The sequence below is a fragment of the Oryzomicrobium sp. genome, from assembly GCF_036820405.1.
Lineage (GTDB): Bacteria > Pseudomonadota > Gammaproteobacteria > Burkholderiales > Rhodocyclaceae > Oryzomicrobium.
Window position 1 is genome coordinate 25,936 of the sequence record NZ_DAISLS010000011.1, and the last position, 22,527, is coordinate 48,462.

Genomic DNA, 22,527 nt, shown 5'->3' on the forward strand with positions numbered 1-22,527 from the left:
GCTTTGGCGACCGTCCGCCGCGCGGCGACTTCGGTGACCGTCCGCGCCGGGATTTTGCCGACCGTGGCGACCGTCCGAACCGTCCTTACGGTGAGCGGGGCGATCGTGGTGACCGCGGTGACCGTCCTCCGCGCCCGGAAGGGGATCGTCCGCGCAGCTTTGGCGACCGTCCGCCGCGCGGCGACTTCGGTGACCGTCCGCGCCGGGATTTCGCTGACCGTGGCGACCGTCCGAACCGCCCTTACGGCGAGCGGAGCGACCGTCCCCAACGTCCCTACGACGACCGCCCGCGCCGCGATTTCGCCGAGCGCGGTGGCGACCGTCCGTCGCGCCAGGGCGAGGATCGGCCTCGTGGCTTTGGCGACCGTCCCGCCCGGGGCGAGTACGTGGACCGTCCGCGCCGGGAATTTTCCGACCGGGGGGACCGGCCGAACCGTCCCTATGGCGACCGTCCTCCGCGTCCGGAAGGCGACCGCCTGCGCAGCTTCGGCGACCGGCCGCCGCGGGGTGATTTCGCTGACCGCCCCCAGCGCGATTTCGCCAGCCGGGGCGACCGTCCCCAGCGCGACTTTGCCGAGCGTCCCCGCTGGGATAATCGAGATAACCGGGGGGGCCGGGATAGCCAGGATGGGCGCGGCGAGCGGGGCCAGGGCGAGCGCTTCGAGCGCGGGCCGCGCCACGAATTCCGCGATGCGCCGGAACGGGCGCCCCGCCAGGACTTCCGTGACGACCATGCCGAGGCCCGCGCCCCGCTTGAATCTCCCGAGCGGGTCTTCGACGACGAAGGGCTGGTGCGGGTTTCCAAGCTGATGGCCGAGCGGGGCATCTGTTCCCGCCGGGAGGCCGACGGCTACATCGAGCGCGGCTGGGTGTTCGTCAACGGCGAACGGGTGGCCGAGCTGGGCACCCGGGCGGCGCCGGACGCCGAGATCACCTTGTCCAAGGAGGCCCAGCGCAACCAGGACCAGCAGGTCACCGTGCTGCTCAACAAGCCGGTGGGCTACGTCTCCGGCCAGGCCGAGGACGGCTACGAGCCGGCCATCGTGCTGATCCGCCCGGAAAACCGCTGGTCCGAATCCGGCGGTCCCGCCTATTCGCCGGCCCACCTGCGCGGCATGGCGCCGGCGGGGCGGCTGGACATCGACTCGGTGGGCCTGCTGGTGCTGACCCAGGATGGCCGCGTCGCCCGGCGCATCATCGGTGCCGATTCCGAGGTGGACAAGGAATACCTGGTGCGGGTCGAGGGGCAGCTCATCGACAACGGCCTGGCCCTGCTCAACCACGGCCTGGAACTGGACGGCGACCCGCTGGAGCCGGCCCAGGTGGAGTGGATCAACGACGACCAGCTGCGCTTCGTCCTGCGCGAGGGCAAGAAGCGCCAGATTCGCCGCATGTGCGAACTGGTGGGCCTGAAGGTGGTGGGCCTGAAGCGGGTGCGCATCGGCGGGGTCAAGCTCGGCAACCTGCCGCCGGGGCAGTGGCGCTACCTGGAGGAAGGCGAGGCGTTCTAAGCCCAGTCTTCAGCGGCGTGCAGCACAAGCCGCAAAACAGAACGGGGAGCCCATGGGCTCCCCGTTCTGTTTTCCCCGCGCCGGAAGCCGGCGCGGGGCGTACTGCATGCAGGCTTAATACACGTCGTGCTGGGTGTTGAAGACGTTGAACTTGCCGGTGGGGGTGATCAGCTTGGGATCCTTGATCACGGCCTTCAGCTTGCGCGTCTTGTCGTCCACAACCACGATCGCCGACTGCTGGTTCTTGGCCGACCACACCGAGAACCACACTTCGTCGCCGGCCTGGTTGTACTCCGGCTGGACGACGCGCTTGGCGCCTTCGCCCAGGCCCGCCCATTCGGCGATGGGCAGGGTCTGGAAGCCCTTGTCCGGATTGGCGGTGTCGAACACGGCGATGGACTGGCTGTTGGCCGCGTCCGGGTTGAGGGCGGTGTCCACCCACAGGTTCTTGGACTTGGGATGGGTCTTCACGAACAGGGAGCCGCCACCCTGGCCCTTGAGAGTGTCCACCACCTTCCAGGCGTACTGCTTGTGCTTGACCGGGTCGGTGCCGATCAGGGCGATGGATTCGTCGCCCAGGTGGCCGGTGGCCCAGACGGGACCGTACTTGGGATGGACGAAGTTGGCGCCGCGGCCCGGGTGGGGAATCTTGCCCACATCGACGATGGCCACCCGCTTGTCGGTCTTGGTGTCCACCACCACCACCTTGTTCGACTGGTTGGCGGCGGTGAGGAAATAGCGGTGGGTCGAGTCCATGCCGCCGTCGTGGAGGAAACGGGCCGCCGGAATCTCGGTGGTGGTCAGGTTCTCGATGTCCTTGTAGTTCACCACCAGGATCTTGCCGGTCTCCTTCACGTTGACCACGAACTCGGGGTTGAAGTGGGAGGCTACGATGGCGGCGACGCGGGGTTCCGGGTGGTATTCCTGGGTGTCCACGGTCATGCCCCGGGTGGCCACGATCTTCAGCGGCTCCAGGGTGTCGCCCTTCATGATCACGTACTGGGGCGGCCAGTAGGAGCCGGCGATGGCGTACTTGTCCTCATAGCCCTTGTACTTGGAGGTTTCCACCGAGCGGGCCTCCAGGCCGACGCGGATTTCGGCCACGTTGTCAGGCTTTTCCATCCACAGGTCGATCAGGTTGATCTTGGCGTCGCGGCCGATCACGAACAGGTAGCGGCCCGAGGACGACATGCGTGAGATGTGCACCGCGTAGCCGGTCTTGACGATGTTGATGATCTTCTTGGTATCGCCGTCGATCAGGGCCACTTCGCCGGTGTCGCGCAGGGTGGTGGAGAAGATGTTGTTGATGTTGTAGCTGTTCATCTTCTTGGTGGGCCGTTTTTCCGGCGGCACCAGCACCTTCCAGGTGCCCTTCATTTCGGCCATGCCGAATTCGGGCGGCTGCGGCGGGGTCTGCTGCACGTAGCGGGCCATCAGGTCCACTTCGTCGTCGGTCAGTTCGCCCGAGGTGCCCCAGTTGGGCATGCCGGCGGGGGAACCGTACTTGATGAACACCTTCAGGTAGTCCGAGCCCTTTTCCAGGGTGATGTCCGGGGTCAGGGGCTTGCCGGTGGCGCCCTTGCGCAGCACACCGTGGCAGCCGGCACAGCGCTCGAAGTAGATCTTGCGGGCCTTGTCGAACTCGGCCTTGGTCATCGGCGGCGCTTTGGGGTTGATGTCCTGGTACATCTCCACATTGGCCAGCGGCGAACTGCCGGCGTGGTAGCGGACGTCGGCCGGGTCCATCTTGGGATTGGGGTCGGCGGCGTGGGCGGTGCCGGCGAACGCGGCGGAGACGGCCAGGGCGATGGCCAGCGAGGGGACACGGAAATGCGTCATGGAGAACTCCTCTGGAGAGTTTTGGAGTAGTTGTCCGGCATCGGCAAGGATGATCCGGTTGTATGACAGCAACGGCAGCATGGCAGATTTTTTTGTCCGGCGGGCGTCATGTTGGAGACATGGCGCCCGATGCCGGGGCGGTGCAGCGCTATGCAGGACCGTTATAGCGCCCCATCCTTGGCACTGCCAAGCGCTATGCCAAGGCGGGCTGACAAATGTCAAAACCAGCGGGCGTCAAAGCCACCGGGCCAATATCAGCCCCAGGGCGAGGGCGGCGGCGAAGCCGAGCTGGAGCCGCGCCGTGGCACCGAGCAGGGCGTTGTAGCGGGGACCGGGCGCGGTGCGGCGCACCTCGCCGTAAAGGCGCAGGGCCTGGGGGAACAGCAACCAGGGCAGCAGCAGCCACGGGTTGGCATGGCCGCCCATGGGCGTCAGCAGGAACAGTAGCGACAGGGGAAAGGGCGTGAGCAGCAGCAGCCCCAGCACCGCCAGGGCGAGGCGGCGGCCGCCGGCCACCACCAGGGTGCGCTTGCCGGAACGGCGGTCCTCGTCCTCGTCGCGCAGGTTGTTCACCGTGATCACCGCCGCCGCCAGGGTGCCGAGCAGATGGGCGCCCAGCCAGGCGGCGGCCGGCACCTGGCCGAGTTGCAGGTAGACCGTGCCGCCCACCGCAGCCAGGCCGAAGAACAGCCAGACGAACAGCTCGCCGGTAGCGGAATAGGCGATCGGCCGAGGGCCGTCGGTGTAGGCCCAGCCGGCGGCCAGGGATGCCAGGCCGAGGGCGACGATGGGCCAGCCGCCCACGGCTACCAGATAGATGCCGACGAGAAAGGCCAGGGCGAAGGCGCCCCAGGCGGCATTGCGCACCTGGCGGGCGGTGAGCCAGCCCTGGGCGCAGGCCCGGGGCGGGCCGAGGCGCTCGCTGGTGTCGGCGCCGCGCAGGAAATCGCCGGCATCGTTGTGCAGGTTGGTGCCGATCTGGATCAGCAGGGCCCCCAGCAGGCAGGCCAGGGCCGGCAGGGGGCGGAACACTCCGGCCAGGGACCAGGCCAGGGCCAGCCCCAGTAGCACCGGCGCCACGGAGACGGTGAGGGTGCGCGGACGCAGGGTCTGCCACCAGACGGCGGCGTGGGAGAGGGGGCGGATCGGAACGGCGGGAGTGGACATGAAGGGAGCGGAACGGAGGAGGGGGCAGGTAGCGAAAAAAGGGGGCGATCTGGCAGGATGCCGGCTTCGACGATCACCTGAGGACTGTGCCATGAAACACGCCGTGAAACGCAACGTCATTGCCGTTGCCGCCCTGGCACTGGCAGGCTGTGCCGCCCCCGCCGTGCCGGGCGCCCCCGGGAGCGACGTCCTGCCCCCGCCGGCGGGCCTGGCCGAAACTTACTGGAAGGCGGTGGAGCTGGGCGGCGTGCCGGTTGCCCCCGCCGAGGGTGACCGGGAGCCCCACCTGGTGCTGCGCGCCGAGCCCGCCCCGGGCATGGCCGAGGGCCTCCTGCCGGTCCAGGGCGGTACCGGCTGCAACCGGCTGGTGGGCACCTACAGCGCCACCGAGCGCCAGCTGCGCTTCGCCCCGGGCGCCACCACCCGCATGGCCTGCCCGGAGCCCAACCCGGAGCCGGCCTTTCTCAAGGCCCTGGCCGATACCCGGGCCTACCGCATCGGTGCCCGGCACAACGACGAATTGGAGCTGCTCGACGGCACCGGCCGGGTGGTGGGGCGCTTCCGCGCCACGCCTCAGCGGTGAGGCGCGCTGCGATGCGGCGTCTTTGGCGCGGTGATAGGAGGCACGGGGCGGCCGTCTTCGGCCTGCTGGCGCTGGCTGCGGGCCTGGCCGGCTGCGGCGTGTCGGAAACCGCGGGCAGCGCCGCCACGGCGGCGGCACTCAAGGCCCGGGAGGTGCAGCAGGCCGCCGATGCCCAGGAACGGGTGCGCCAATCCCTGGCCGACGCCGAGCGCCAGGCCAAGGAGCGCCTGGACAGTGCCGAGGCGGCTGCCAATGGCACCGGCAGCGGCACCGGTGGTGCGGGCAATGCGGGCGATGGCGGGCAATCCCCCGCCGGTGCCGAGGTCGGGCGCTAGGCCGTCCGGTAGCAGAAGCTGTCGGTGGTGTGGTCGTTCACCACGCCGACGGCTTGCAGGTAGGCGTAGCAGATGGTGGAGCCGACGAACTTGAAGCCGCGCTTCTGCAAATCCTTGGCCAGGGCGTCGGACAGCGGGGTGCGGGCCGGCACGTCGCGGATCGAGGTCCAGGCGTTGCGCACCGGCACGCCATCCACCCGGTTCCACAGGTAGGCGTCGAAGCTGCCGAACTCGTCCTGGACGCGCAGGAAGGCCTGGGCGTTGCCCACCGCCGCGGCAACCTTGCCCCGGTGGCGGATGATGCCCGGATCGGCCAGCAGCCGTTCCTGGTCGGCGGAGGTAAAGCGCGCCACTTGGGCCGGGTCGAAGCCGGCGAAGACCTGCCGGTAGCGTTCCCGCTTGCGCAGCACGGTGATCCACGACAGCCCGGCCTGGGCGCCTTCGAGGATGAGGAATTCGAACAGCCGGTGCTCGTCGTGCACCGGCACGCCCCACTCCCGGTCGTGGTAGTCCTGGTACAGCGGGTCGTCGCTGACCCAGGCGCAGCGGGTGGGGGCGGGGCGGGAGGCGTCGGTCATGGGCGGAATCCGTCGGGCGGCAACGCCGCGACTGTAGCGTGCCGCAGCCCTCGGGTCACCGCCCCGCGCCGGGCGCTCAGTGGTATTCCAGTTCGGTGTGCTTGCCGCTCACGGCCTGGCCGGCGGACAGCGACATCATCAGGAGGGCGATGCGCTCGTGCAGGATCAGGGTGTGGCTGTTGCCGGAGTCGATCATGTGCTGGCGCAGGGTCTCGCGCACCTTGGGGGCGCCGGTGACGTCGATGATGATGTCCACTTCCTCGCCTTTGCCGGCCAGGTCCATGAAATTGTTGGTTACGGTCACGCCGTGTTCCCGGGCCAGGGCGATGCCCGGCAGGCTGAGGTCCAGGTCGGCCACGCCCAGCACCTGGACGAAGGGGGCGGCGAGCAGTTGCTTGAGCAGCGGGGTGCCGGTTTCGCCGGCGCCGATCACGGCGATACGGAAGGAGGTCGTCATTGTTATGGTCTCCGAGCGGAAAAGCAGCACTCTACGGCGCCCCGGATTTTTACCGCTTGACCTGGGTCAATGCGCTTTCCCCGGTGCCGGTGTCATGGCGCGCCGGTGCGGAGTTGGAACGGAAAGGGCGGGGCTGCTACCATTGGTTTGAATTTTGTTCGGATTTCAATTTCAAGGTGGCGACGTGAATAGCGTGGGTGATGATGACAGCAGCAATCCTGGCGTCGGCAGTGGCCGGGAGGCCGGCGGGGCGGGGCCGGGGCGTCGCGGCGGTTCCCGGGCCGGGGCCGGGCGCAAGCCGGGGGGCGGGGCCTTCGGCGAACCCACCGTGCCGGTGCGGGTGCCGCAGAGCCAGGCGGCGGCGGTGATCGATTGGCTGGAGCAGTTCCGGCACCAGGCCGGGCCCCGGCTGGCGGCAGGCGACCGGGCCGGCGAGGCGCGGCCGCTCCAGGGCGGCCCGGCCCGGACCTTTCCCCTGTTCGCTTCCCGGGTGCCGGCGGGCTTTCCTTCCCCGGCGGATGATTACCTGGACCGGGGCATCGACCTCAACGAGCACCTCATCCTCAACCGGGAGAGCACCTTCATCCTGCGCGTGTCGGGGTGGTCGATGCGCGACGCCGGCATCTTCGACGGCGACGAGATCATCGTGGACCGCTCTCTGCCGCCCCGGGACGGCGCGGTGGTGGTGGCGGTGGTGGATGGCGAGCTGACCGTCAAGCGCCTGCGCCGCGGCCCCGGCGGGGTGCGCCTGTGCGCCGAGAATCCGGACTACCCGGACCTGGTCTTCCGCGAGGGTCAGGAAGTGACCGTCTGGGGCGTGGTCACCCGCGCCCTGCACCGGCTGTAGGAGGCGCAAATGGCCCGCGCCATCGCCCTGGTGGATGTGAACAACTGCTACGTCTCCTGCGAGCGCCTGTTTCGCCCCGACCTGGAAAAGCGCCCGGTGGTGGTGTTGTCGAACAACGACGGCTGCGTCGTTTCGCGCAGCGCCGAGGCCAAGGCCCTGGGCATTCCCATGGGGGCGCCCTGGTTCAAGATCCGCGCCCAGGCGGCGCGCCAGGGGGTGACGGCCTTTTCTTCCAATTACGCCCTCTACGGCGACATGAGCAGTCGCTTCATGGCCATCCTGGGACGCTTTGCCCCGGACCGGGAAGCCTATTCCATCGACGAGTGCTTCCTCGATCTCTCCGGCCAGCCCGATGCGGCGGAGCGGGGGCGGGAAATCCGCCGAGCCGTGCGCCGCGAGATCGGCCTGCCGGTGTGCGTCGGCATCGCGCCGACCAAGACCCTGGCCAAGCTGGCCAACCACCTGGCCAAGAAACAGGCCGAGTGGGGTAGGGTGTGCGACTTGGGCGCTCTGCCGCCGGTGCGCCAGGAGGCGCTGCTGCGCGGCATCGCCGTGGGCGAGGTGTGGGGCGTCGGCTGGCGCCTGCGCGAAGCCCTGGAAGGGCGCGGCATCCGTACCGCCTGGGACCTGCGCCAGGCCGATGCGGAAACCCTGCGCCAGCGCTTTTCGGTGATCCTGGAGCGTACCGTGCGCGAACTGCGCGGCACGCCTTGCCTGGGGGTGGAGCTGGCGGTGGTGGATCGGCGCCAGATTCTGTCGTCCCGCTCCTTCGGCCGGCCGGTCCATGCCGAGGCGGACCTGGCCGCCGCCGTGGCCACCTACATGGCCCGGGCGGCCCACAAGCTGCGCCGCCAGGAATCCCTGGCCGAGGCGGTGGGGGTCTATATCCGCGGCCACCGGCACCGGGGCGGTGAATGGTCCGAACGTCCGTTCCACGGCCAGTTGATCCTGCCCCTGGCCGAGGCCAGCGACGATACCCTGACCCTGATCCGCCGTGCCCGGGAAGCCCTGGCCCGCATCTACCGGCCCGACCTGTCCTACGCCAAGGCCGGGGTGCTGCTGATTGGCCTGGTGCCCCGCTCCGGGCGCCAGGGCAGCCTTTTCACGCCTCCCGGGGTGCTGGTGCAGCAGGCACGCCAGGAGCGGCTGATGACGGTGCTCGACGCGGCCAACCGGCGCTGGGGCGGCGGCACCCTGGGGCCCGGTGGGGCGGGGCTGAGGAAGGGCATGGCCTGGGCGATGCGCCAGGACTTGATCTCGCCGGCCTACACTACGGCCTGGAGGGATCTGGCCGTGGCCAAGGCGTGAGGACGCGGGGCAGAGGGGACTGCGGGAAATGCCGCTGGGGCGTGAGCGTGAAGGAGGGGGGGCGAAAGCCGGGTAAGAAAAAACCCGCCGAGCTTGCGCTGGGCGGGTTTTCAGGGGAAGCGGCTGAGGCCGTGTGGCGAGGGCGCCATCATCACTTCAGCTTGGTTTCCTTGTACATCACGTGCTTGCGAGCCTTGGGATCGAACTTCTTGATCTCCAGCTTTTCGGGCGTGGTGCGCTTGTTCTTGGTGGTGGTGTAGAAGTGGCCGGTGCCCGCGGTGGATTCGAGCTTGATCTTTTCGCGCATTGCTTAATGCTCCTGCTTAGATCTCGCCACGAGCGCGCAGCTCGCCGAGAACGACATCGATGCCCTTCTTGTCGATGACTCGCAGGCCGGCGTTGGAAACACGCAGGCGCACGAAGCGGTTCTCGCTCTCCACCCAGAAACGGCGGTAGTGCAAGTTCGGCAGGAAGCGGCGCTTGGTTTTGTTGTTGGCGTGGGAAACGTTGTTCCCCACCATCGGGGCTTTCCCCGTCACTTGGCAGACACGCGCCATGTCAGTGCTCCAAAATCACAGAAGAGAAAGCCGGCGATTTTAACGTAACTGCGCGAGAAATATCAAGCACTTCCGCAACTTCCCGCGAACGGCCCCGGGAAGGGGCTCAGACGATGATCTCGTAGCGGGCCTGCAGGTTGTCGAGCAGGCGCTGCTCGCCGTTATCCTTGAACTGGTCGAAGCGGATGCCCAGGCGGAAGCAGTCGTGGGTGTTGGAGAGCACCGTGTAGGCCATGTTGGCCCGCACTTCGATCAGAGGTTGCCGCTGCCCCGGGTAGAGGGGCGGCACCGAGATCAGCAGGGTGACGGCGCCGGGAACGAACAGGTTGTGCTCGGAAAGAATGGCCGCGCCCCCCAAGGAAAGATCCCAGGTCAGGCCCCGGTAGGTGGCGCGTTCGGCGGCGTGGTCGAAGACGATGGCGACGGGCCAACGCACCGGAAAGCGCCTGTGCATGCGGTGTTCGATCATGGTTGGCGCGATTATACCGGCTTGCCGGAGCGGTTCTGGAGAAATAAATGTCATGCAATGTTTCGCCAGGAATGGGTGAGAAAGTAGTTTTGCCGCGTTCAGATTAGACCACGCTCGGCGAGGGACCGGGGGGCGCCGACGGAAGGCACGATGAAGTGGTCGAGCAGGCGCACGTCCACCAGGGCCAGGGCGTCGCGCAGGGCCCGGGTCAGGCTCTCGTCGGCGGCCGAGGGCTCGGCGGCGCCGGACGGGTGGTTGTGAGCGACGATCACCGCCGCCGCGTTGTGGGCCAGGGCCCGCTTGACCACCTCCCGCGGGTAGACCGCCGTCTGGGTCAGGGTGCCGTGGAAGAGGGGCTCGCTGGCGATCAGCCGGTGGCGGGCGTCCAGCCACAGGGCGAGAAAGACTTCCCGGGGCTCCCGGGCCAGGGTCAGGCGCAGGTAGTCGGCCACCGCCCGGGGCGAGGTGAACAGGGGGCGTTCCGCCACTTCCTCGCCCAGGGCGCGGCGGGTCAGTTCCAGGACCGCCTGGAGCTGGGCGTACTTGGCCTCGCCCATGCCCGGCACCGCGGCGAACTGGGGCGCCTCGGCGGCGAACAGCCGGGTCAGGGAGCCGAAGCGGGCGAGCAGGTCCCGGGCCAGGTCCACGGCGCTTTTGCCACGGACGCCGACGCGCAGGAAAATGGCCAGCAGCTCGGCGTCGGTGAGGGTGCCGGCGCCCTGGGCGAGCAGCTTTTCGCGGGGGCGGTCGGCGGTCGGCCAGTCGGTGATGGCCATGGCGGGTCTCCGGCAAGGGCGCCGATGGCGCCGGATGGGGGAAGGGACGCGAGGCCCGGCCCTCGGGCTAGAATGGCGGCGCCGTGGAACGTCCCGGTGCCGCTTTGGGTCCCTTCCACATTCCTCATTTCACTTCGCAGCATACTACCGATATGACAATGGCTTTGCCTGGGCAATCCGCGCGTTCCCTGCAAGCCGCGCAAGCGAGCCCATCTTCCTCTTCGGTCGACGGGCTCGAACTGGCCGGCCGGCACATCCTGCTCGGGGTGACCGGCGGGGTGGCCGCCTACAAGGCGGCCGAGCTGACCCGCCAATTGATCAAGGCCGGCGCCACGGTGCGGGTGGCCATGACCGAGGCGGCGACCCGCTTCGTCGCCCCCGCCACCTTCCAGGCCCTGTCCGGCCAGGCGGTGTTCGTCGATGCCTGGGACGAGCGGGTGCCCAACCTGATGCCCCACATCGAGCTGTCCCGGGAAGCGGACGCGATGCTGGTGGCCCCGGCCACCGCCGACTTCCTGGCCAAGGTGGTGCAGGGGAGGGCCGACGACCTGCTGTCTACTCTAGTGCTGGCCCGGGATTGCCCGTTGCTGGTGGCGCCGGCCATGAACCGGCAGATGTGGGACAACCCGGCCACCCAACGCAACGTCGCCCAACTGGCCGCCGACGGCATCGCCGTGCTCGGCCCGGACGAAGGCGTCCAGGCCTGCGGCGAGACCGGCTTTGGCCGCATGCTGGAGCCCGAGGTGCTGGTGGAAGAGGTGATCGCCTTTTTCACCCCCAAGGTACTGGCCGGCAAGAAGGTGCTGCTCACCGCCGGCCCCACTTTCGAAGCCATCGACCCGGTGCGCGGCATCACCAACCTGTCGTCGGGGCGCATGGGCTATGCCCTGGCCCGGGCGGCGCGCCAGGCCGGCGCCGAGGTGACCCTGGTGAGCGGCCCCACCGGCCTGCCCTGCCCGGTGGGGGTGGCGCGCATCGACGTCACCAGCGCCCTGGAGATGCACGGCGCGGTGCTGCCCCAGGCGGTGGACGCCGATGTGTTCATTGCCGTGGCGGCGGTGGCCGACTACCGGCCGGCGGCGCCCGAGACCCGCAAGATCAAGAAGACCGCCGCCGGCGGCGAGGCCATGAGCCTGGCCCTGGTGCGCAACCCGGACATCCTCTCCGACGTGGCGGCGCTGCCCCGGCCGCCCTACTGCGTCGGCTTTGCCGCCGAGAGCCACGACCTGGCCCAGTACGCCGAGTCGAAGCGGATCAAGAAGAACCTTCCCCTGGTGGTGGGCAACCTGATCGCCGACGGTTTCGGCGGCGACAGCAACCGGGTCATCCTGTTCGATGCCGCCGGCGCCCATCCCCTCGACACCACCCGCAAGGACGGCATCGCCCGGGCCATCGTCGCCCGGGTCGCCGCCGCCCTCGCTTCCTGACGGACCGCACCTCTGCCCATGGACAACGCCATGCACCACATCGACATCAAGCTGCTCGACAACCGCCTGCGCGAAATGCCGCCCCGCTACGCCACCCCGGGGGCGGCGGGGCTGGACCTGCGCGCCTGCATCGAGGCGCCGCTCCACGTCCGCCCGGGGGATACCACCCTGGTCCCCTCCGGCATCGCCATCCACCTGTCCGACCCGGGGCTGGCCGCCATGATCCTTCCCCGCTCCGGCCTGGGCCACAAGCATGGCGTGGTGCTGGGCAACCTGGTGGGGTTGATCGACAGCGACTACCAGGGCGAGATCCTCATCTCGGTGTGGAACCGGGGCAAGGACGCCTTCACCATCAATCCCCTGGACCGCATCGCCCAGCTGGTGGTGGTGCCGGTGGTGCAGGTGGGCTTCAACGTGGTCGAGGAATTCGAAGCCTCCGACCGGGGCGGCGACGGCTTCGGCAGCACCGGCAAGCACTGATCCGCCCGGGTGCCCGGCTTGTGGCGCCCGGTCTTGCTCCATTACTATTTCATGACATTCTGAAATAGCGCCGCAGCGGCATGGCACGTGGCTGTGCCGGGACTCGGCGGAACAACACCAATAAGGGAGCGAGACATGAACAAGACCAAGATGCGCGGCGCCGTGGCGCTGCTGGCCATTGTCGGGGCCGTGGCTGGGGCCGGGGCAGCCCACGCCGCCGATCCGGCCAAGCCGGACCTGGCCCGGGCCGAGGAGATCGTCGGCGGACGCTGCTTCCTCTGCCACGGCGCCGAGGGCGAGTCGTCCAGCCCGATCTTTCCCCGCCTGGCGGGGCAGAACGCCGAGTACGTGGCCAAGCAGCTGGCCGACTTCCAGAGCGGCCGGCGCAAGAGCGACACCATGCAGTCCCAGGTCCAGGAACTGACCAAGGGCGAGATGGCGGCCCTGGGCGCCTTCTTCGAGGCCAAGAAGCCCGCGCCGCACAAGCCCCGGGACGCCGACCTGGCCGGGGTGGGGCGCTACATCTTCACCAAGGGCAACCCCTATTCCGGAGTGGCCGCCTGTTCCAGCTGCCACGGCAGCAAGGGTTACGGCACCACCCAGTTACCCCGCCTGGCGGGCCAGCACCCGCTCTACATCGAGGAGCAGTTGAAGCAGTTCAACAAGCGCGAGCGCACCAACGACAATGCGGTGATGCACGCGGTGGCCTCCAAGCTGACCGAGCTGGAGGCGAGGGCGGTGGCCGAGTACATCGGCGCCCTGGACTGAGTGGATGGCGGATGCCGGCCCGTCCGGCACTTTGTCCGCCGCCCTCCGCCAAACTCCGCATGAACAAAGGCCCGCCGGGATGCACTCCCGGCGGGCCTTTGTTTTCGGGCATCTCCAGGTGGGGAGCCTGGAGATGCCCTACTGGCGCGGGGTTTCAAATGGCGCCAGCTTGGGGTGCGGCTCAGGTCAGCATGTCAGCCCAGATGTTCTTGGCCCAGCCCAGGGCGATCTTCGCCTCCAGCTCGTTGCGCGCCGCCGAGACGCCGCCGGCGCCGGCCACCGGCATCGGCTGCTTCTTCTCCGCGTCGTAGCGGTGCACCGAGGCGACGTGGATGACGCTCTTTTCGGCGACGAAGCTGTAGCAGGTGTTCATCACCACCGGCTCCGGGTTGGGCTCCTGGCCGGACTGCAGGTTGATGATGGCAGCGGCGGCCACCTTGGCGTGCTGGTTGGCCATGTGCCCGGACTTGGGCATGGTCGGCGCCGGGAAGATGGCGTCGCCCAGGACATGGACCCCCGGGGTGCTGGTCGATTCCATGGTCAGCCAGTTGATGTCCACCCAGCGGTTGTTGATCAGCTTGAGGCCGGCCTTGGCGGCGATCTCGCCGGTGCGCTGGGGCGGGATGACGTTGAGCACGTCGGCCTTCACCTTGTCGAATTCGAGCAGGGCGGTCTTGCCGGCCACGTCCACGTCGGTGAGCTGGCTGTTCGGCCGGTACTCGACGATGCCCTTGTACAGGTCGTCCCAGGCCTTCATGAAGAGGGCCTTCTTGGAAATCACCTCTTCGTTGGCGTCGAGGATCAGCACCTTGGACTTGGGCTTCTTCGCCTTCAGGTAGGCGGCCACCACGCTGGCCCGCTCGTAGGGCCCCGGGGGGCAACGGTAGGGCGCCTTGGGGATGGAGATGGCGAACACGCCGCCATCCTTCATGGATTCCAGTTGCTTGCGCAGGGCCACGGTCTGGGGGCCGGCTTTCCAGGCGTGCAGGATCTTGCCCTGGGCGTCGGCGTTGTTCAGCGCCGGCACCTGGTCCCACTGGAAGTCCACGCCGGGGGAGAGCACCAGCCGGTCGTAGGACAGGGTGCCGCCCTGGGCCAGGGTGACGGTGCGCTTGGCGGTGTCCACCGCGGTCACTTCGTCCTTGATGACCCGCACGCCCCAGTGGGTCTTGAGGCCCTCGTAGGAAACGGTGATGTCGTCCAGGCCCTTGTAGCCGGCCACTACTAGGTTGGAGATGGGGCACGAGACGAAGTTGGCGTTGCGCTCCACCAGGGTCACGTCGATGCCCCGGTCGCTCCACATGCGCAGGTACTTGGCCACGGTGGCGCCGCCGTAGCCGCCGCCCACTACCACCACATGGCCGCGGGCCTTGCTGGCGCCGCCGGCGCAGGCGCTCAGGCCCAGGGTCGAGCCGGCCACGGAGGCGGCACCGGCCGCCTTGATGAAGTCGCGGCGATTGAATTGATTCAGATTCGGCATGGTCGCTCCCCCTTATTTCTGCGCGGCAAAGTAGTCGGCGATCAGGCCCAGTTGCTCGTCGGTGTAGCCCTTGCTGATCTGATGCATGATCGTCGCCGGCTTCACACCGGTCTTGAAGTCGTTGAGCTTCTGCAAGAGCTTGTCCCGGGGCGTGCCGGCCAGGGCGTCCAGGCCGGAGCCGGGCACGGCCTGGCCGTTGGTGCCGTGGCAATTGGCGCAAGTGGCGGCCAGGTTGCGGCCCAGGTTCGGGTCCTTGGCCAGGGCGCTGCCGCTGGCGCCGGCGAGGGCGGCGGCGGCAATCAGGGCCAGGGCCCGTCGGTGCGACGAACGAATCATGTTTCCTCCTTGAAAGCTGGTTTTCCCGCAGGGAATGGTGCGCCGCATTCGGCGGCCCGGGAGGGCGCCTCGCGCCGGCGCGGGTAACGACAGCCTGTTCTCTTCCTCGTGCTCCCGCGAATTTTCCCCGATTGGACGGGGCAAGACGGGGATGCCGAGGACATCGTTTTATGCTGCGCTACAGCACGCAGCGTTATTGACTATATAACTACATAGTTATAGATTTAACGCACCAATCAACGAAGCGCGTTATTCGGACTCTACGCTGTCATGGACGAAGTCGACAAGGTGTTCGATGTGGTGGCTGAGTACTTCAGCCTGCTTTCGGACCCGACCCGTCTGCGGATTCTTCACTGCCTGTGCAACAGCGAAAAGCCGGTGCACGAAGTGGTGGACGCCATCGGCCTGACCCAGGCCAACGTCTCGCGGCACCTCAGCCTGCTCTACCGGGCCGGCGTGGTGGACCGCCGCCGGGACGGCAACGAGGTGTTCTACCGGGTGGTGGATCAGAATTTCGTAGACCTGTGCCGCACCGTGTGCGTGTCGGTGGCCAGCCGGGCTGACCGGCTGCCGGCCGACGGCGCCGGCCTGTTCCCGGCGAGCGACGCCTAACGGGTGAAAGCCCGGCCCGCGGCGCGATGCCTGAGCGACGTCTGGATAATCGCTTTATTCGAATATTCAAATGAACCATGCCATCCATGAGAGGGGAGACTGCATGAGTGAGCATCCGACACGGCCGGAGGGCGCCGGCCAGCGCCTGGGCAAGGTGCGCCCGGCCCCCGAGGGCTTCCTGAGCCAGGACGACATCGCCGCGGTCAAGGCTGGCCGCCGGGATTTCCTGCGCGGCAGCTTTTCCGCCGCCGTGGCCGCCATGGGTGCCGGCGCCGCCGGCTTTTCCGGCCTGGCCCGGGCCGCCGAGGAGGGCGACTCCGCCATCCTCACCCTGCCGCCCTGGAGCACCAGCCTGGGCCAAGGCGTCGCCGCCCGCCCCTACGGGTTGCCCAGCCAGTACGAAAAGGGCCTGATCCGCCGCGAATCGCCGGGCCTGACCCGGGTGTCCGGCTCGTCCGTGGCCTTCACCCCGTTGCAGGGCCTGTTCGGCATCATCACCCCCTCGGGCCTGCACTTCGAGCGCCACCACCAGGGCTGGCAGGACATCGATCCGTCGCGCCACCGCCTGATGATCAACGGCTCCGATCCCTCCATGGTCAAGCGGCCCAAGGTCTACACCATGGACGACATCCTGCGCATGCCGCCGGTGTCGCGCATCCACTTCATCGAATGCGGCGCCAACACCGGCATGGAGTGGGGCAACGTGGCGGTGCCCACCGTCCAGTACTCCCACGGCATGCTGTCCTGCTCCGAATTCACCGGGGTACCCCTGCGCTGGATTCTTGAGGACTGCGGCGCCGACCTGAAGAAGGGCAAGTACATCCTGGCCGAGGGCGCCGACGGCTCCTCCATGACCCGTACCATCCCCATGGAACTGGTGCTGTCCGACGAGGTGCTGGTGGCCTACGGACAGAACGGCGAAATGCTGCGCCCCGAGAACGGCTACCCGCTGCGCCTGGTGGTGCCGGGCGTCCAGGGCGTGTCCTGGGTCAAGTGGCTGCGCCGCATCGAGGTGGGCGACCAGCCCTACGCCTCCAAGGACGAGGCGGTGCACTACATCGACCTGATGCCCAACGGCCAGCACCGCCAGTACACCTCCACCCAGGAGGCCAAGTCGGTCATCACCAGCCCCTCCGGCGGCCAGATGCTGCTCGACAAGGGCTTCTACAACGTCACCGGCCTGGCCTGGTCCGGCCGGGGCAAGGTCAAGAAGGTGGATGTGTCCTTCGACGGCGGCATCAACTGGAAGGAAGCGCGCCTGGAAGGCCCGGTCCATTCCAAGGCCTTGAGCCGCTTCAACATCGGCTGGGTGTGGGACGGCAAGCCGGCCATCCTGCAATCCCGGGTCACCGACGAAACCGGTTACGTCCAGCCGTCCTACGGCCAGCTGCGCGCCGTGCGCGGCACCAAGTCGATCTATCACAACAACGCCATTCAATCCTGGAAAGTGGCCGAGAGCGGGGAGGTGTCCAATGTCCAGGTTCTCTAAGCTCGCCTGCGTTGCTCTGATCGGCGCCCTGGGCGCCACCTCGGCCCTGGCCGCCGGCAAGGGCGCCGCCCCGGCCACCAACCCGGCCTTCGAGGGCCTGGGCCGGGCCGCCACCCCGGCGGAAATCCGCGCCTGGGACATCGACGTGCGCCCCGACTTCAAGGGCCTGCCCAAGGGCCAGGGCTCGGTGGAGCAGGGCCAGGACGTATGGGAGGCCAAGTGCGCCACCTGCCACGGCACCTTCGGCGAATCGAACGAGGTGTTCACCCCCATCGTCGGCGGCACCACCGCCGACGACATCAAGACCGGCCACGTCAAGAATCTCCAACCCGGCTCCAGCTTCCCCCAGCGCACCACGCTGATGAAGGTGGCCACCCTGTCGACCCTGTGGGACTACATCAACCGGGCCATGCCGTGGACCGCGCCCAAGTCCCTCAAGACCGACGAGGTGTACGCGGTGCTCGCCTACATCCTCAACCTGGGCGAGATCGTGCCGGCCGACTTCGTGCTCTCCGACGCCAACATCGCCGAAGTGCAAAAGCGCATGCCCAACCGCAACGGCATGACCACCGACCACGGTCTGTGGCCGGGCAAGGGCATCGGCACCGGCAAGCCGGACGTGAAGGCGGTGGCCTGCATGAGCAACTGCAAGACCGAGGTGAAGATCGGCTCGACCCTGCCGGACTACGCCGAGACCGCCCACGGCAACCTGGCCGAGCAGAACCGCACCATCGGCGCCACCCGCGGCAAGGACATCAACGCCGCCAAGGGCCAGCCGGCCGCCGCGGCGGAGAAACCCTCCGCCAACGCCCAGGCGCACCAGCTCGCCCAGGCCTCCGGCTGCACCGCCTGCCACGGCCTGACCAACAAGGTGGTCGGCCCGGGCTTCAACGAGGTGGCGGCCAAGTACAAGGGCAAGGGCGACGCGGAAGGTAAACTGGTCGCCAAGGTGAAGCAGGGCGGCGCCGGCGTGTGGGGCCAGATTCCCATGCCGCCGCAATCCCTCAAGGACGAGGAGATCAAGAGCCTGGTCCAGTGGATCCTGTCGGGCGCCCCGGCAAAGTAACCGCAGTGCATGAAGATCACACGGCGTCGTGGGACGCCATTTAGAGGAGACCGACCGATGAGCATGAACGAGATCAACGCCCGCCGCGATGCCATGAAGAAGATGGGCGGCATGGGCTTCCTGGGCCTGCTGGCCGCCGCCGGCATGATCACCCCGCAGATGGCCCTGGCCGCCTGGAACAAGGGCGCCTTCGAAGCCAAGACCCTGGCCGACACCCTGAAGGCCCTGGGCGCCGCCGGCACCCCGGTGGAATCCAAGGACGTGGTGCTGAACGCTCCGGACATCGCCGAAAACGGCGCCGTGGTCCCGGTCACCGTCACCAGCAACCTGCCCCATAGCCAGCAGGTGGCGATCCTGGTGGAAAAGAACCCGAACGCCCTGGCCGCCCAGTTCATGATCCCCGAAGGCACCGAAGCCACCATCACCACCCGGGTGAAGATGGGCCAGACCTCCGACGTCTTCGCCCTGGTCAAGGCCGACGGCAAGTTCTACATCGCCAAGAAAGAAATCAAGGTCACCCTGGGCGGCTGCGGCGGCTAAACCGGCGGCACGCGATACCCCCACCAGGCCCCACCGAACAAACGAGACAGGAGTCACACCATGGCTGATCCGATGAAAATCCGCGCCGCCAACAAGGACGGCGTCACCGAAGTGAAGATCCTCATGAGCCACGAGATGGAAACCGGCCAGCGCAAGGACGCCTCCGGCGCCATCGTGCCCGCCCACTTCATCTCCGAAGTCACCGCCACCTGGAACGGCAAGGTCGTCCTCCAGGGCGAATTCGGCCCCGCCGTGTCCAAGAACCCCTACCTGGCGTTCAAGTTCAAGGGCGGCGCCAAGGGCGAAAAAGTCACCGTGTCCTGGGTGGACAACAAGGGCGACAAGCGCACCGACGAAGGCACCATCGCCTAAGGCGACGGCCGTTCCCGGGCCGGCGGTTGCAGCGCCGGCCCGTGCAGTACCCATACCAATAAGCGCCCGGCGCCCGCCCAGGCGGCGCACGGGATCCGCACAATCCTTGATGGAGGAGCGACATGCGTAAGCAACGCCGAGGCACCCCCCATGCTGCCGCCAAACGGATGGCCGGCAGCCTTGCAGCCCTGGCTGCCCTGGCCACGTTGACCGGCACGCCGGCCCTGGCCCAGGACAAGTCCATGGACGAGATCGCCAAGTACCGCGAGATGCTCGCCGACGGCAACCCCGCCGAGCTGATCGAAATGCGCGGCGAAGAACTGTGGAAGACCCCCCGCGGCCCCAAGAACGTCAGCCTCGAACAGTGCGACCTGGGCCTCGGCCCGGGCAAGGTCGAAGGCGCCTACGCCCAGCTGCCGCGCTACTTCGCCGACGCCGGCAAGGTGATGGACGTGGAAGCCCGCCTGGTCTACTGCATGCAGACCCAGCAAGGCTTCTCCTTCGCTGAGGCGACCAAGAACTGGTACTCCAAGCCGGGCAAGGAATCGGACCTGGTGGCCCTGGTCACCTGGGTCGGCGCCCAGAGCAACGGCCAGAAGATCAACGTGCCGGTGAAGCATCCCAAGGAAGCCGAGATGGTGAAGATGGGCGAATACATCTTCCACCGCCGTTCCGGCCCCCAGGACTTCGGCTGTTCGGTCTGCCACGGCCAGGACGGCGTGCGCATCCGCCTCCAGGACCTGGACAACCTGTCCCAGTCCAAGGGCGCCCAGAAGGCCATGCGCACCTGGCCCGCCTACCGCGTTTCCCAAGGCACCGTGTGGACCATGCAGCGCCGCCTGATCGACTGCATGCGCCAGGCCCGCTGGCCGGAGCAGAAGTTCCCCTCGGACGCGGTCATCGCCCTCGAGATGTACCTCCAGAACAAGGCCGCCGGCGGGGTGCTCGAATCCCCGGGCATCAAGCGCTGAGGAGACGACCATGCACCATCACACCCTGCGACTCCTGGCCGCCGCTGTGGCCCTGACCGTCTCCAGCGCCCTGCCGCTGGCCGCCCAGGCCGCCGACAAGGTGGCTGCGGCCAAGCCGGCCAAGGCCGACGCCGCCCTGGCCGCCAAGGCCGAAAAGCTCTACCTGGATTCCTTCGATCCCGACCAGCCGCGTACCCACCTGGACCGCCTCAAGCAGGACGAGGCCATGGCCCTGTGCAGCCAGTACAAGGACAACCCGCCGCCGGCCGTGCGCGCCAAGATCGAAAAGGCCCAGCTGGAAACCATCCGCTTCCCGGTGGAAGGCCGCCTGGTGGGCGACTGGAAGAAGGGCGAGGAACTGGCCTCTTCCGGCCGCGGCGGGCACATCGGCAAGATTCAGCCCGACGCCAAGGGCACGCCCCGGGGCGGCAACTGCTACGCCTGCCACCAGCTGGCGACCAAGGAAGTGGCCTACGGCACCATCGGCCCCTCCCTGCACAACTTCGGCAAGGTGCGCGGCTACGGCGAGGACATCGCCCGCTACGCCTACATGAAAGTGTACAACGCCCAGGCCTTCTCCGCCTGCACCAACATGCCGCGCTTCGGTTACCACGCCTGGCTGACGCCGGAGCAGATCGCCGACATCGTCGCCTTCCTGATGGACCCGGAGTCCCCGGTCAACAAGGACTGAGCCGCCCGACTTACCCCCCTTGGCCCGACCGGCACCGTCGCTCGGGCTTTTTTTCCGTTTAGAGAAGGAAGGGACAAGCTCCATGAGCATGAACCGCCGTGAATTCCTCAACATGCTGGCGGTGGCCGCCGCCGGCGGCTTCGCCCTGCACAGCGACTTCGCCCTGGCCGAAAAATCGGCGGCGAAGATGTACGAGCTGCCGCGCTTCGGCAACGTGTCGCTGCTGCACATGACCGACTGCCACGCCCAGCTCAAGCCCATCTACTTCCGCGAGCCCAACGTCAACCTGGGCCTGGGCGGCCAGCGCGGCCAGGTGCCCCACCTGGTGGGCGAGGCCCTGCTCAAGCACTTCGGCATCCGCCCGGGCACCCCGGACGCCCATGCTTTCACCTACCTGGACTTCGAAAAGGCCGCCCATACCTACGGCAAGGTCGGCGGCTTCGCCCACCTGGCCACCCTGGTCAAGCGCATGAAGGCCACCCGCCCCGGCGCCCTGCTGCTCGACGGCGGCGACACCTGGCAGGGTTCCGGCACCAGCCTGTGGACCAACGCCCAGGACATGGTCGATGCCTGCAAGGCCCTCGGCGTGGACGTCATGACCCTGCACTGGGAATGCACCTACGGCATGGAGCGCCTCAAGGAGATCGAAGAGAAGGACTTCGCCGGCAAGATCGACATCGTCGCCCAGAACGTCAAGACCAACGACTTCGGCGACCCGGTGTTCAAGCCCTACGTCATCAAGCAGATCAACGGCGTGCCGGTGGCCATCATCGGCCAGGCCTTCCCCTACACCCCCATCGCCAACCCGCGCTACATGGTGGCCGACTGGACCTTCGGCATCCAGGACGACAACATGCAGAAGGTGGTGGACGAGGCCCGCGGCCAGGGCGCCCAGGTGGTGGTGGTGCTCTCCCACAACGGCATGGACGTGGACCTCAAGATGGCCTCCCGCGTGCGCGGCATCGATGCCATCTTGGGCGGCCACACCCACGACGGCGTGCCCGCCCCGGTCAAGGTCAAGAACGCCGGCGGCGTCACCCTGGTCACCAACGCCGGCTCCAACGGCAAGTACCTGGGCGTGATCGACTTCGACGTGAAGAACGGCAAGGTCGCCGACTTCCGCTACAAGCTGCTCCCCGTGTTCGCCAACCTGATCCCGGCGGACAAGGCCATGGACGAGTTGATCGCCAAGATCCGCGCCCCCTACGAGAGCAAGCTCGGCGAGCAGCTGGCCGTCACCGAGGGCCTGCTCTACCGTCGCGGCAACTTCAACGGCACCTTCGACCAGGTCATCCTGGACGCCCTGATGAAGGTCAAGGACGCCGAGATCGCCTTCTCCCCCGGCTTCCGTTGGGGCACCTCGCTGCTGCCCGGCCAGGCCATCACCATGGAGCACGTCCTCGACCAGACCGCCATCACCTACCCCTACACCACCGTCACCAACATGACCGGGGAGATGATCAAGACCGTGCTCGAAGACGTCTGCGACAACCTCTTCAACCCGGACCCCTACTACCAGCAGGGCGGCGACATGGTGCGGGTGGGCGGCCTGCAATACACCTGCGACCCCACCGCCAAGATGGGCGGCCGCATCCAGGACATGCGCCTCAACGGCAAGCCCATCGACCCGGCCAAGACCTACAAGGTCGCCGGCTGGGCCCCGGTGTCCGAAGACGCCAAGGCCGCCGGCGGCGAACCGATCTGGGACGTGGTGGCCGGCTACCTGCGCAGCATCAAGACCGTGAAACCCGTGGCCCTCAACCTGCCCAAGCTGAAGGGCGTGGACGGCAACCCGGGGATGGTGGGCTGACGGTTTAAACCTCTAGTCGCCAAAAACACAACGCCCCGTCGCTACCGGTCGATTCCGG

General features: G+C 68.0%; 26 protein-coding genes. 16 read left to right on the forward strand and 10 right to left on the reverse strand.

Annotation, left to right across the window (positions count from 1 at the left end):
• Nucleotides 1-1,511 (forward strand): pseudouridine synthase (locus tag V7Z98_RS11720; RefSeq protein ID WP_334158155.1); only part of this gene is annotated, 1,511 nt, incomplete at its 5' end.
• A gap of 114 nt (nucleotides 1,512-1,625) precedes the next feature.
• On the opposite strand, the gene V7Z98_RS11725 is transcribed toward V7Z98_RS11720, so the two are convergent.
• The gene (locus V7Z98_RS11725) at nucleotides 1,626-3,350 is read right to left on the reverse strand and encodes a cytochrome D1 domain-containing protein (RefSeq protein WP_334158157.1); all 1,725 of its coding nucleotides are present in this window, start codon (nucleotides 3,348-3,350) and stop codon (nucleotides 1,626-1,628) included.
• Nucleotides 3,351-3,584: 234 nt separating this feature from the next.
• Nucleotides 3,585-4,517 carry a 1,4-dihydroxy-2-naphthoate polyprenyltransferase gene (locus V7Z98_RS11730; RefSeq protein ID WP_334158158.1) on the reverse strand — a complete coding sequence of 311 codons (933 nt, stop codon included), beginning with the start codon at nucleotides 4,515-4,517 and terminating at the stop codon, nucleotides 3,585-3,587.
• Nucleotides 4,518-4,608: 91 nt separating this feature from the next.
• Here V7Z98_RS11730 and V7Z98_RS11735 point away from each other — a divergent pair, with 91 nt between their 5' ends.
• Nucleotides 4,609-5,100: an META domain-containing protein gene (locus tag V7Z98_RS11735; protein WP_334158159.1), complete on the forward strand. Its 492-nt coding sequence runs from the start codon at nucleotides 4,609-4,611 to the stop codon at nucleotides 5,098-5,100.
• 11 nt (nucleotides 5,101-5,111) lie between these two features.
• Nucleotides 5,112-5,435 (forward strand): hypothetical protein, encoded by a 324-nt coding sequence (locus tag V7Z98_RS11740; RefSeq protein WP_334158161.1) that lies wholly within the window; start codon nucleotides 5,112-5,114, stop codon nucleotides 5,433-5,435.
• Here the strand turns inward: V7Z98_RS11740 and V7Z98_RS11745 are convergent.
• Both V7Z98_RS11745 and V7Z98_RS11750 read right to left on the reverse strand, forming a co-directional pair.
• A complete protein-coding gene (locus V7Z98_RS11745) occupies nucleotides 5,432-6,013 on the reverse strand; it encodes a DNA-3-methyladenine glycosylase I (protein ID WP_334158162.1) in 582 nt (193 codons plus the stop codon). The two genes, V7Z98_RS11740 and V7Z98_RS11745, sit on opposite strands and share 4 nt — an antisense overlap.
• A gap of 76 nt (nucleotides 6,014-6,089) precedes the next feature.
• Nucleotides 6,090-6,470: an oxidoreductase gene (locus V7Z98_RS11750; protein ID WP_293264522.1), complete on the reverse strand. Its 381-nt coding sequence runs from the start codon at nucleotides 6,468-6,470 to the stop codon at nucleotides 6,090-6,092.
• A gap of 193 nt (nucleotides 6,471-6,663) precedes the next feature.
• Here V7Z98_RS11750 and V7Z98_RS11755 point away from each other — a divergent pair, with 193 nt between their 5' ends.
• Complete coding sequence (locus V7Z98_RS11755) at nucleotides 6,664-7,317, forward strand: LexA family protein (protein ID WP_334158163.1); 654 nt, start codon at nucleotides 6,664-6,666, stop codon at nucleotides 7,315-7,317.
• A gap of 9 nt (nucleotides 7,318-7,326) precedes the next feature.
• Nucleotides 7,327-8,625 carry a Y-family DNA polymerase gene (locus tag V7Z98_RS11760; RefSeq protein ID WP_334158164.1) on the forward strand — a complete coding sequence of 433 codons (1,299 nt, stop codon included), beginning with the start codon at nucleotides 7,327-7,329 and terminating at the stop codon, nucleotides 8,623-8,625.
• A 151-nt stretch (nucleotides 8,626-8,776) separates the two neighbouring features.
• Here the strand turns inward: V7Z98_RS11760 and rpmG are convergent, their stop codons facing one another.
• The 4 genes from rpmG to radC all read right to left on the reverse strand — a co-directional run bounded on the left by rpmG (nucleotide 8,777) and on the right by radC (nucleotide 10,427).
• The gene (gene rpmG / locus V7Z98_RS11765; protein ID WP_293264516.1) at nucleotides 8,777-8,932 is read right to left on the reverse strand and encodes a 50S ribosomal protein L33; all 156 of its coding nucleotides are present in this window, start codon (nucleotides 8,930-8,932) and stop codon (nucleotides 8,777-8,779) included.
• Nucleotides 8,933-8,948: 16 nt separating this feature from the next.
• A complete protein-coding gene (gene rpmB, locus V7Z98_RS11770; protein ID WP_054621621.1) occupies nucleotides 8,949-9,182 on the reverse strand; it encodes a 50S ribosomal protein L28 in 234 nt (77 codons plus the stop codon).
• A gap of 106 nt (nucleotides 9,183-9,288) precedes the next feature.
• A complete protein-coding gene (locus tag V7Z98_RS11775) occupies nucleotides 9,289-9,651 on the reverse strand; it encodes a PilZ domain-containing protein (RefSeq protein ID WP_334158165.1) in 363 nt (120 codons plus the stop codon).
• 98 nt (nucleotides 9,652-9,749) lie between these two features.
• Entirely contained in the window at nucleotides 9,750-10,427 is a 678-nt protein-coding gene (gene radC / locus V7Z98_RS11780; protein ID WP_334158166.1) for a RadC family protein, read from the reverse strand.
• A gap of 158 nt (nucleotides 10,428-10,585) precedes the next feature.
• On the opposite strand from radC, the gene coaBC reads away from it, so the two are divergent.
• From coaBC to V7Z98_RS11795, 3 genes are all read left to right on the forward strand, one after another.
• Nucleotides 10,586-11,854 carry a bifunctional phosphopantothenoylcysteine decarboxylase/phosphopantothenate--cysteine ligase CoaBC gene (coaBC, locus tag V7Z98_RS11785; protein WP_293264513.1) on the forward strand — a complete coding sequence of 423 codons (1,269 nt, stop codon included), beginning with the start codon at nucleotides 10,586-10,588 and terminating at the stop codon, nucleotides 11,852-11,854.
• 30 nt (nucleotides 11,855-11,884) lie between these two features.
• The gene (dut, locus tag V7Z98_RS11790) at nucleotides 11,885-12,334 is read left to right on the forward strand and encodes a dUTP diphosphatase (RefSeq protein WP_334158167.1); all 450 of its coding nucleotides are present in this window, start codon (nucleotides 11,885-11,887) and stop codon (nucleotides 12,332-12,334) included.
• A gap of 135 nt (nucleotides 12,335-12,469) precedes the next feature.
• Nucleotides 12,470-13,102, forward strand: a complete 633-nt coding sequence (locus V7Z98_RS11795; RefSeq protein WP_334158168.1) for a c-type cytochrome — start codon at nucleotides 12,470-12,472, stop codon at nucleotides 13,100-13,102.
• 181 nt (nucleotides 13,103-13,283) lie between these two features.
• Here the strand turns inward: V7Z98_RS11795 and V7Z98_RS11800 are convergent, their stop codons facing one another.
• Entirely contained in the window at nucleotides 13,284-14,582 is a 1,299-nt protein-coding gene (locus tag V7Z98_RS11800) for an NAD(P)/FAD-dependent oxidoreductase (RefSeq protein ID WP_334158169.1), read from the reverse strand.
• A 12-nt stretch (nucleotides 14,583-14,594) separates the two neighbouring features.
• On the reverse strand, nucleotides 14,595-14,918 hold the full coding sequence (locus V7Z98_RS11805; RefSeq protein ID WP_293264507.1) for a c-type cytochrome: 324 nt from the start codon (nucleotides 14,916-14,918) through the stop codon (nucleotides 14,595-14,597).
• Nucleotides 14,919-15,188: 270 nt separating this feature from the next.
• Between V7Z98_RS11805 and V7Z98_RS11810 the strand changes: the two genes are divergently transcribed.
• The 8 genes from V7Z98_RS11810 to soxB all read left to right on the forward strand — a co-directional run bounded on the left by V7Z98_RS11810 (nucleotide 15,189) and on the right by soxB (nucleotide 22,469).
• Nucleotides 15,189-15,530, forward strand: coding sequence for an ArsR/SmtB family transcription factor (locus V7Z98_RS11810; protein ID WP_054621613.1), 342 nt, complete (start codon nucleotides 15,189-15,191; stop codon nucleotides 15,528-15,530).
• Between the two features lie 103 nt (nucleotides 15,531-15,633).
• Nucleotides 15,634-17,019, forward strand: a complete 1,386-nt coding sequence (gene soxC, locus V7Z98_RS11815) for a sulfite dehydrogenase (RefSeq protein WP_293264504.1) — start codon at nucleotides 15,634-15,636, stop codon at nucleotides 17,017-17,019.
• Nucleotides 17,003-18,085 carry a c-type cytochrome gene (locus V7Z98_RS11820; RefSeq protein WP_334158171.1) on the forward strand — a complete coding sequence of 361 codons (1,083 nt, stop codon included), beginning with the start codon at nucleotides 17,003-17,005 and terminating at the stop codon, nucleotides 18,083-18,085. Before soxC ends, V7Z98_RS11820 begins: the two co-directional genes overlap by 17 nt.
• A gap of 57 nt (nucleotides 18,086-18,142) precedes the next feature.
• Complete coding sequence (gene soxY, locus V7Z98_RS11825) at nucleotides 18,143-18,625, forward strand: thiosulfate oxidation carrier protein SoxY (protein ID WP_334158173.1); 483 nt, start codon at nucleotides 18,143-18,145, stop codon at nucleotides 18,623-18,625.
• A gap of 60 nt (nucleotides 18,626-18,685) precedes the next feature.
• Nucleotides 18,686-18,997 carry a thiosulfate oxidation carrier complex protein SoxZ gene (gene soxZ / locus V7Z98_RS11830; protein ID WP_293264500.1) on the forward strand — a complete coding sequence of 104 codons (312 nt, stop codon included), beginning with the start codon at nucleotides 18,686-18,688 and terminating at the stop codon, nucleotides 18,995-18,997.
• 122 nt (nucleotides 18,998-19,119) lie between these two features.
• Nucleotides 19,120-19,968: a sulfur oxidation c-type cytochrome SoxA gene (gene soxA / locus V7Z98_RS11835; protein WP_293264498.1), complete on the forward strand. Its 849-nt coding sequence runs from the start codon at nucleotides 19,120-19,122 to the stop codon at nucleotides 19,966-19,968.
• Nucleotides 19,969-19,978: 10 nt separating this feature from the next.
• The gene (gene soxX / locus V7Z98_RS11840) at nucleotides 19,979-20,659 is read left to right on the forward strand and encodes a sulfur oxidation c-type cytochrome SoxX (RefSeq protein WP_334158176.1); all 681 of its coding nucleotides are present in this window, start codon (nucleotides 19,979-19,981) and stop codon (nucleotides 20,657-20,659) included.
• An 82-nt stretch (nucleotides 20,660-20,741) separates the two neighbouring features.
• Nucleotides 20,742-22,469, forward strand: a complete 1,728-nt coding sequence (gene soxB, locus V7Z98_RS11845) for a thiosulfohydrolase SoxB (RefSeq protein WP_293264494.1) — start codon at nucleotides 20,742-20,744, stop codon at nucleotides 22,467-22,469.
• Nucleotides 22,470-22,527: the final 58 nt, after the last annotated feature.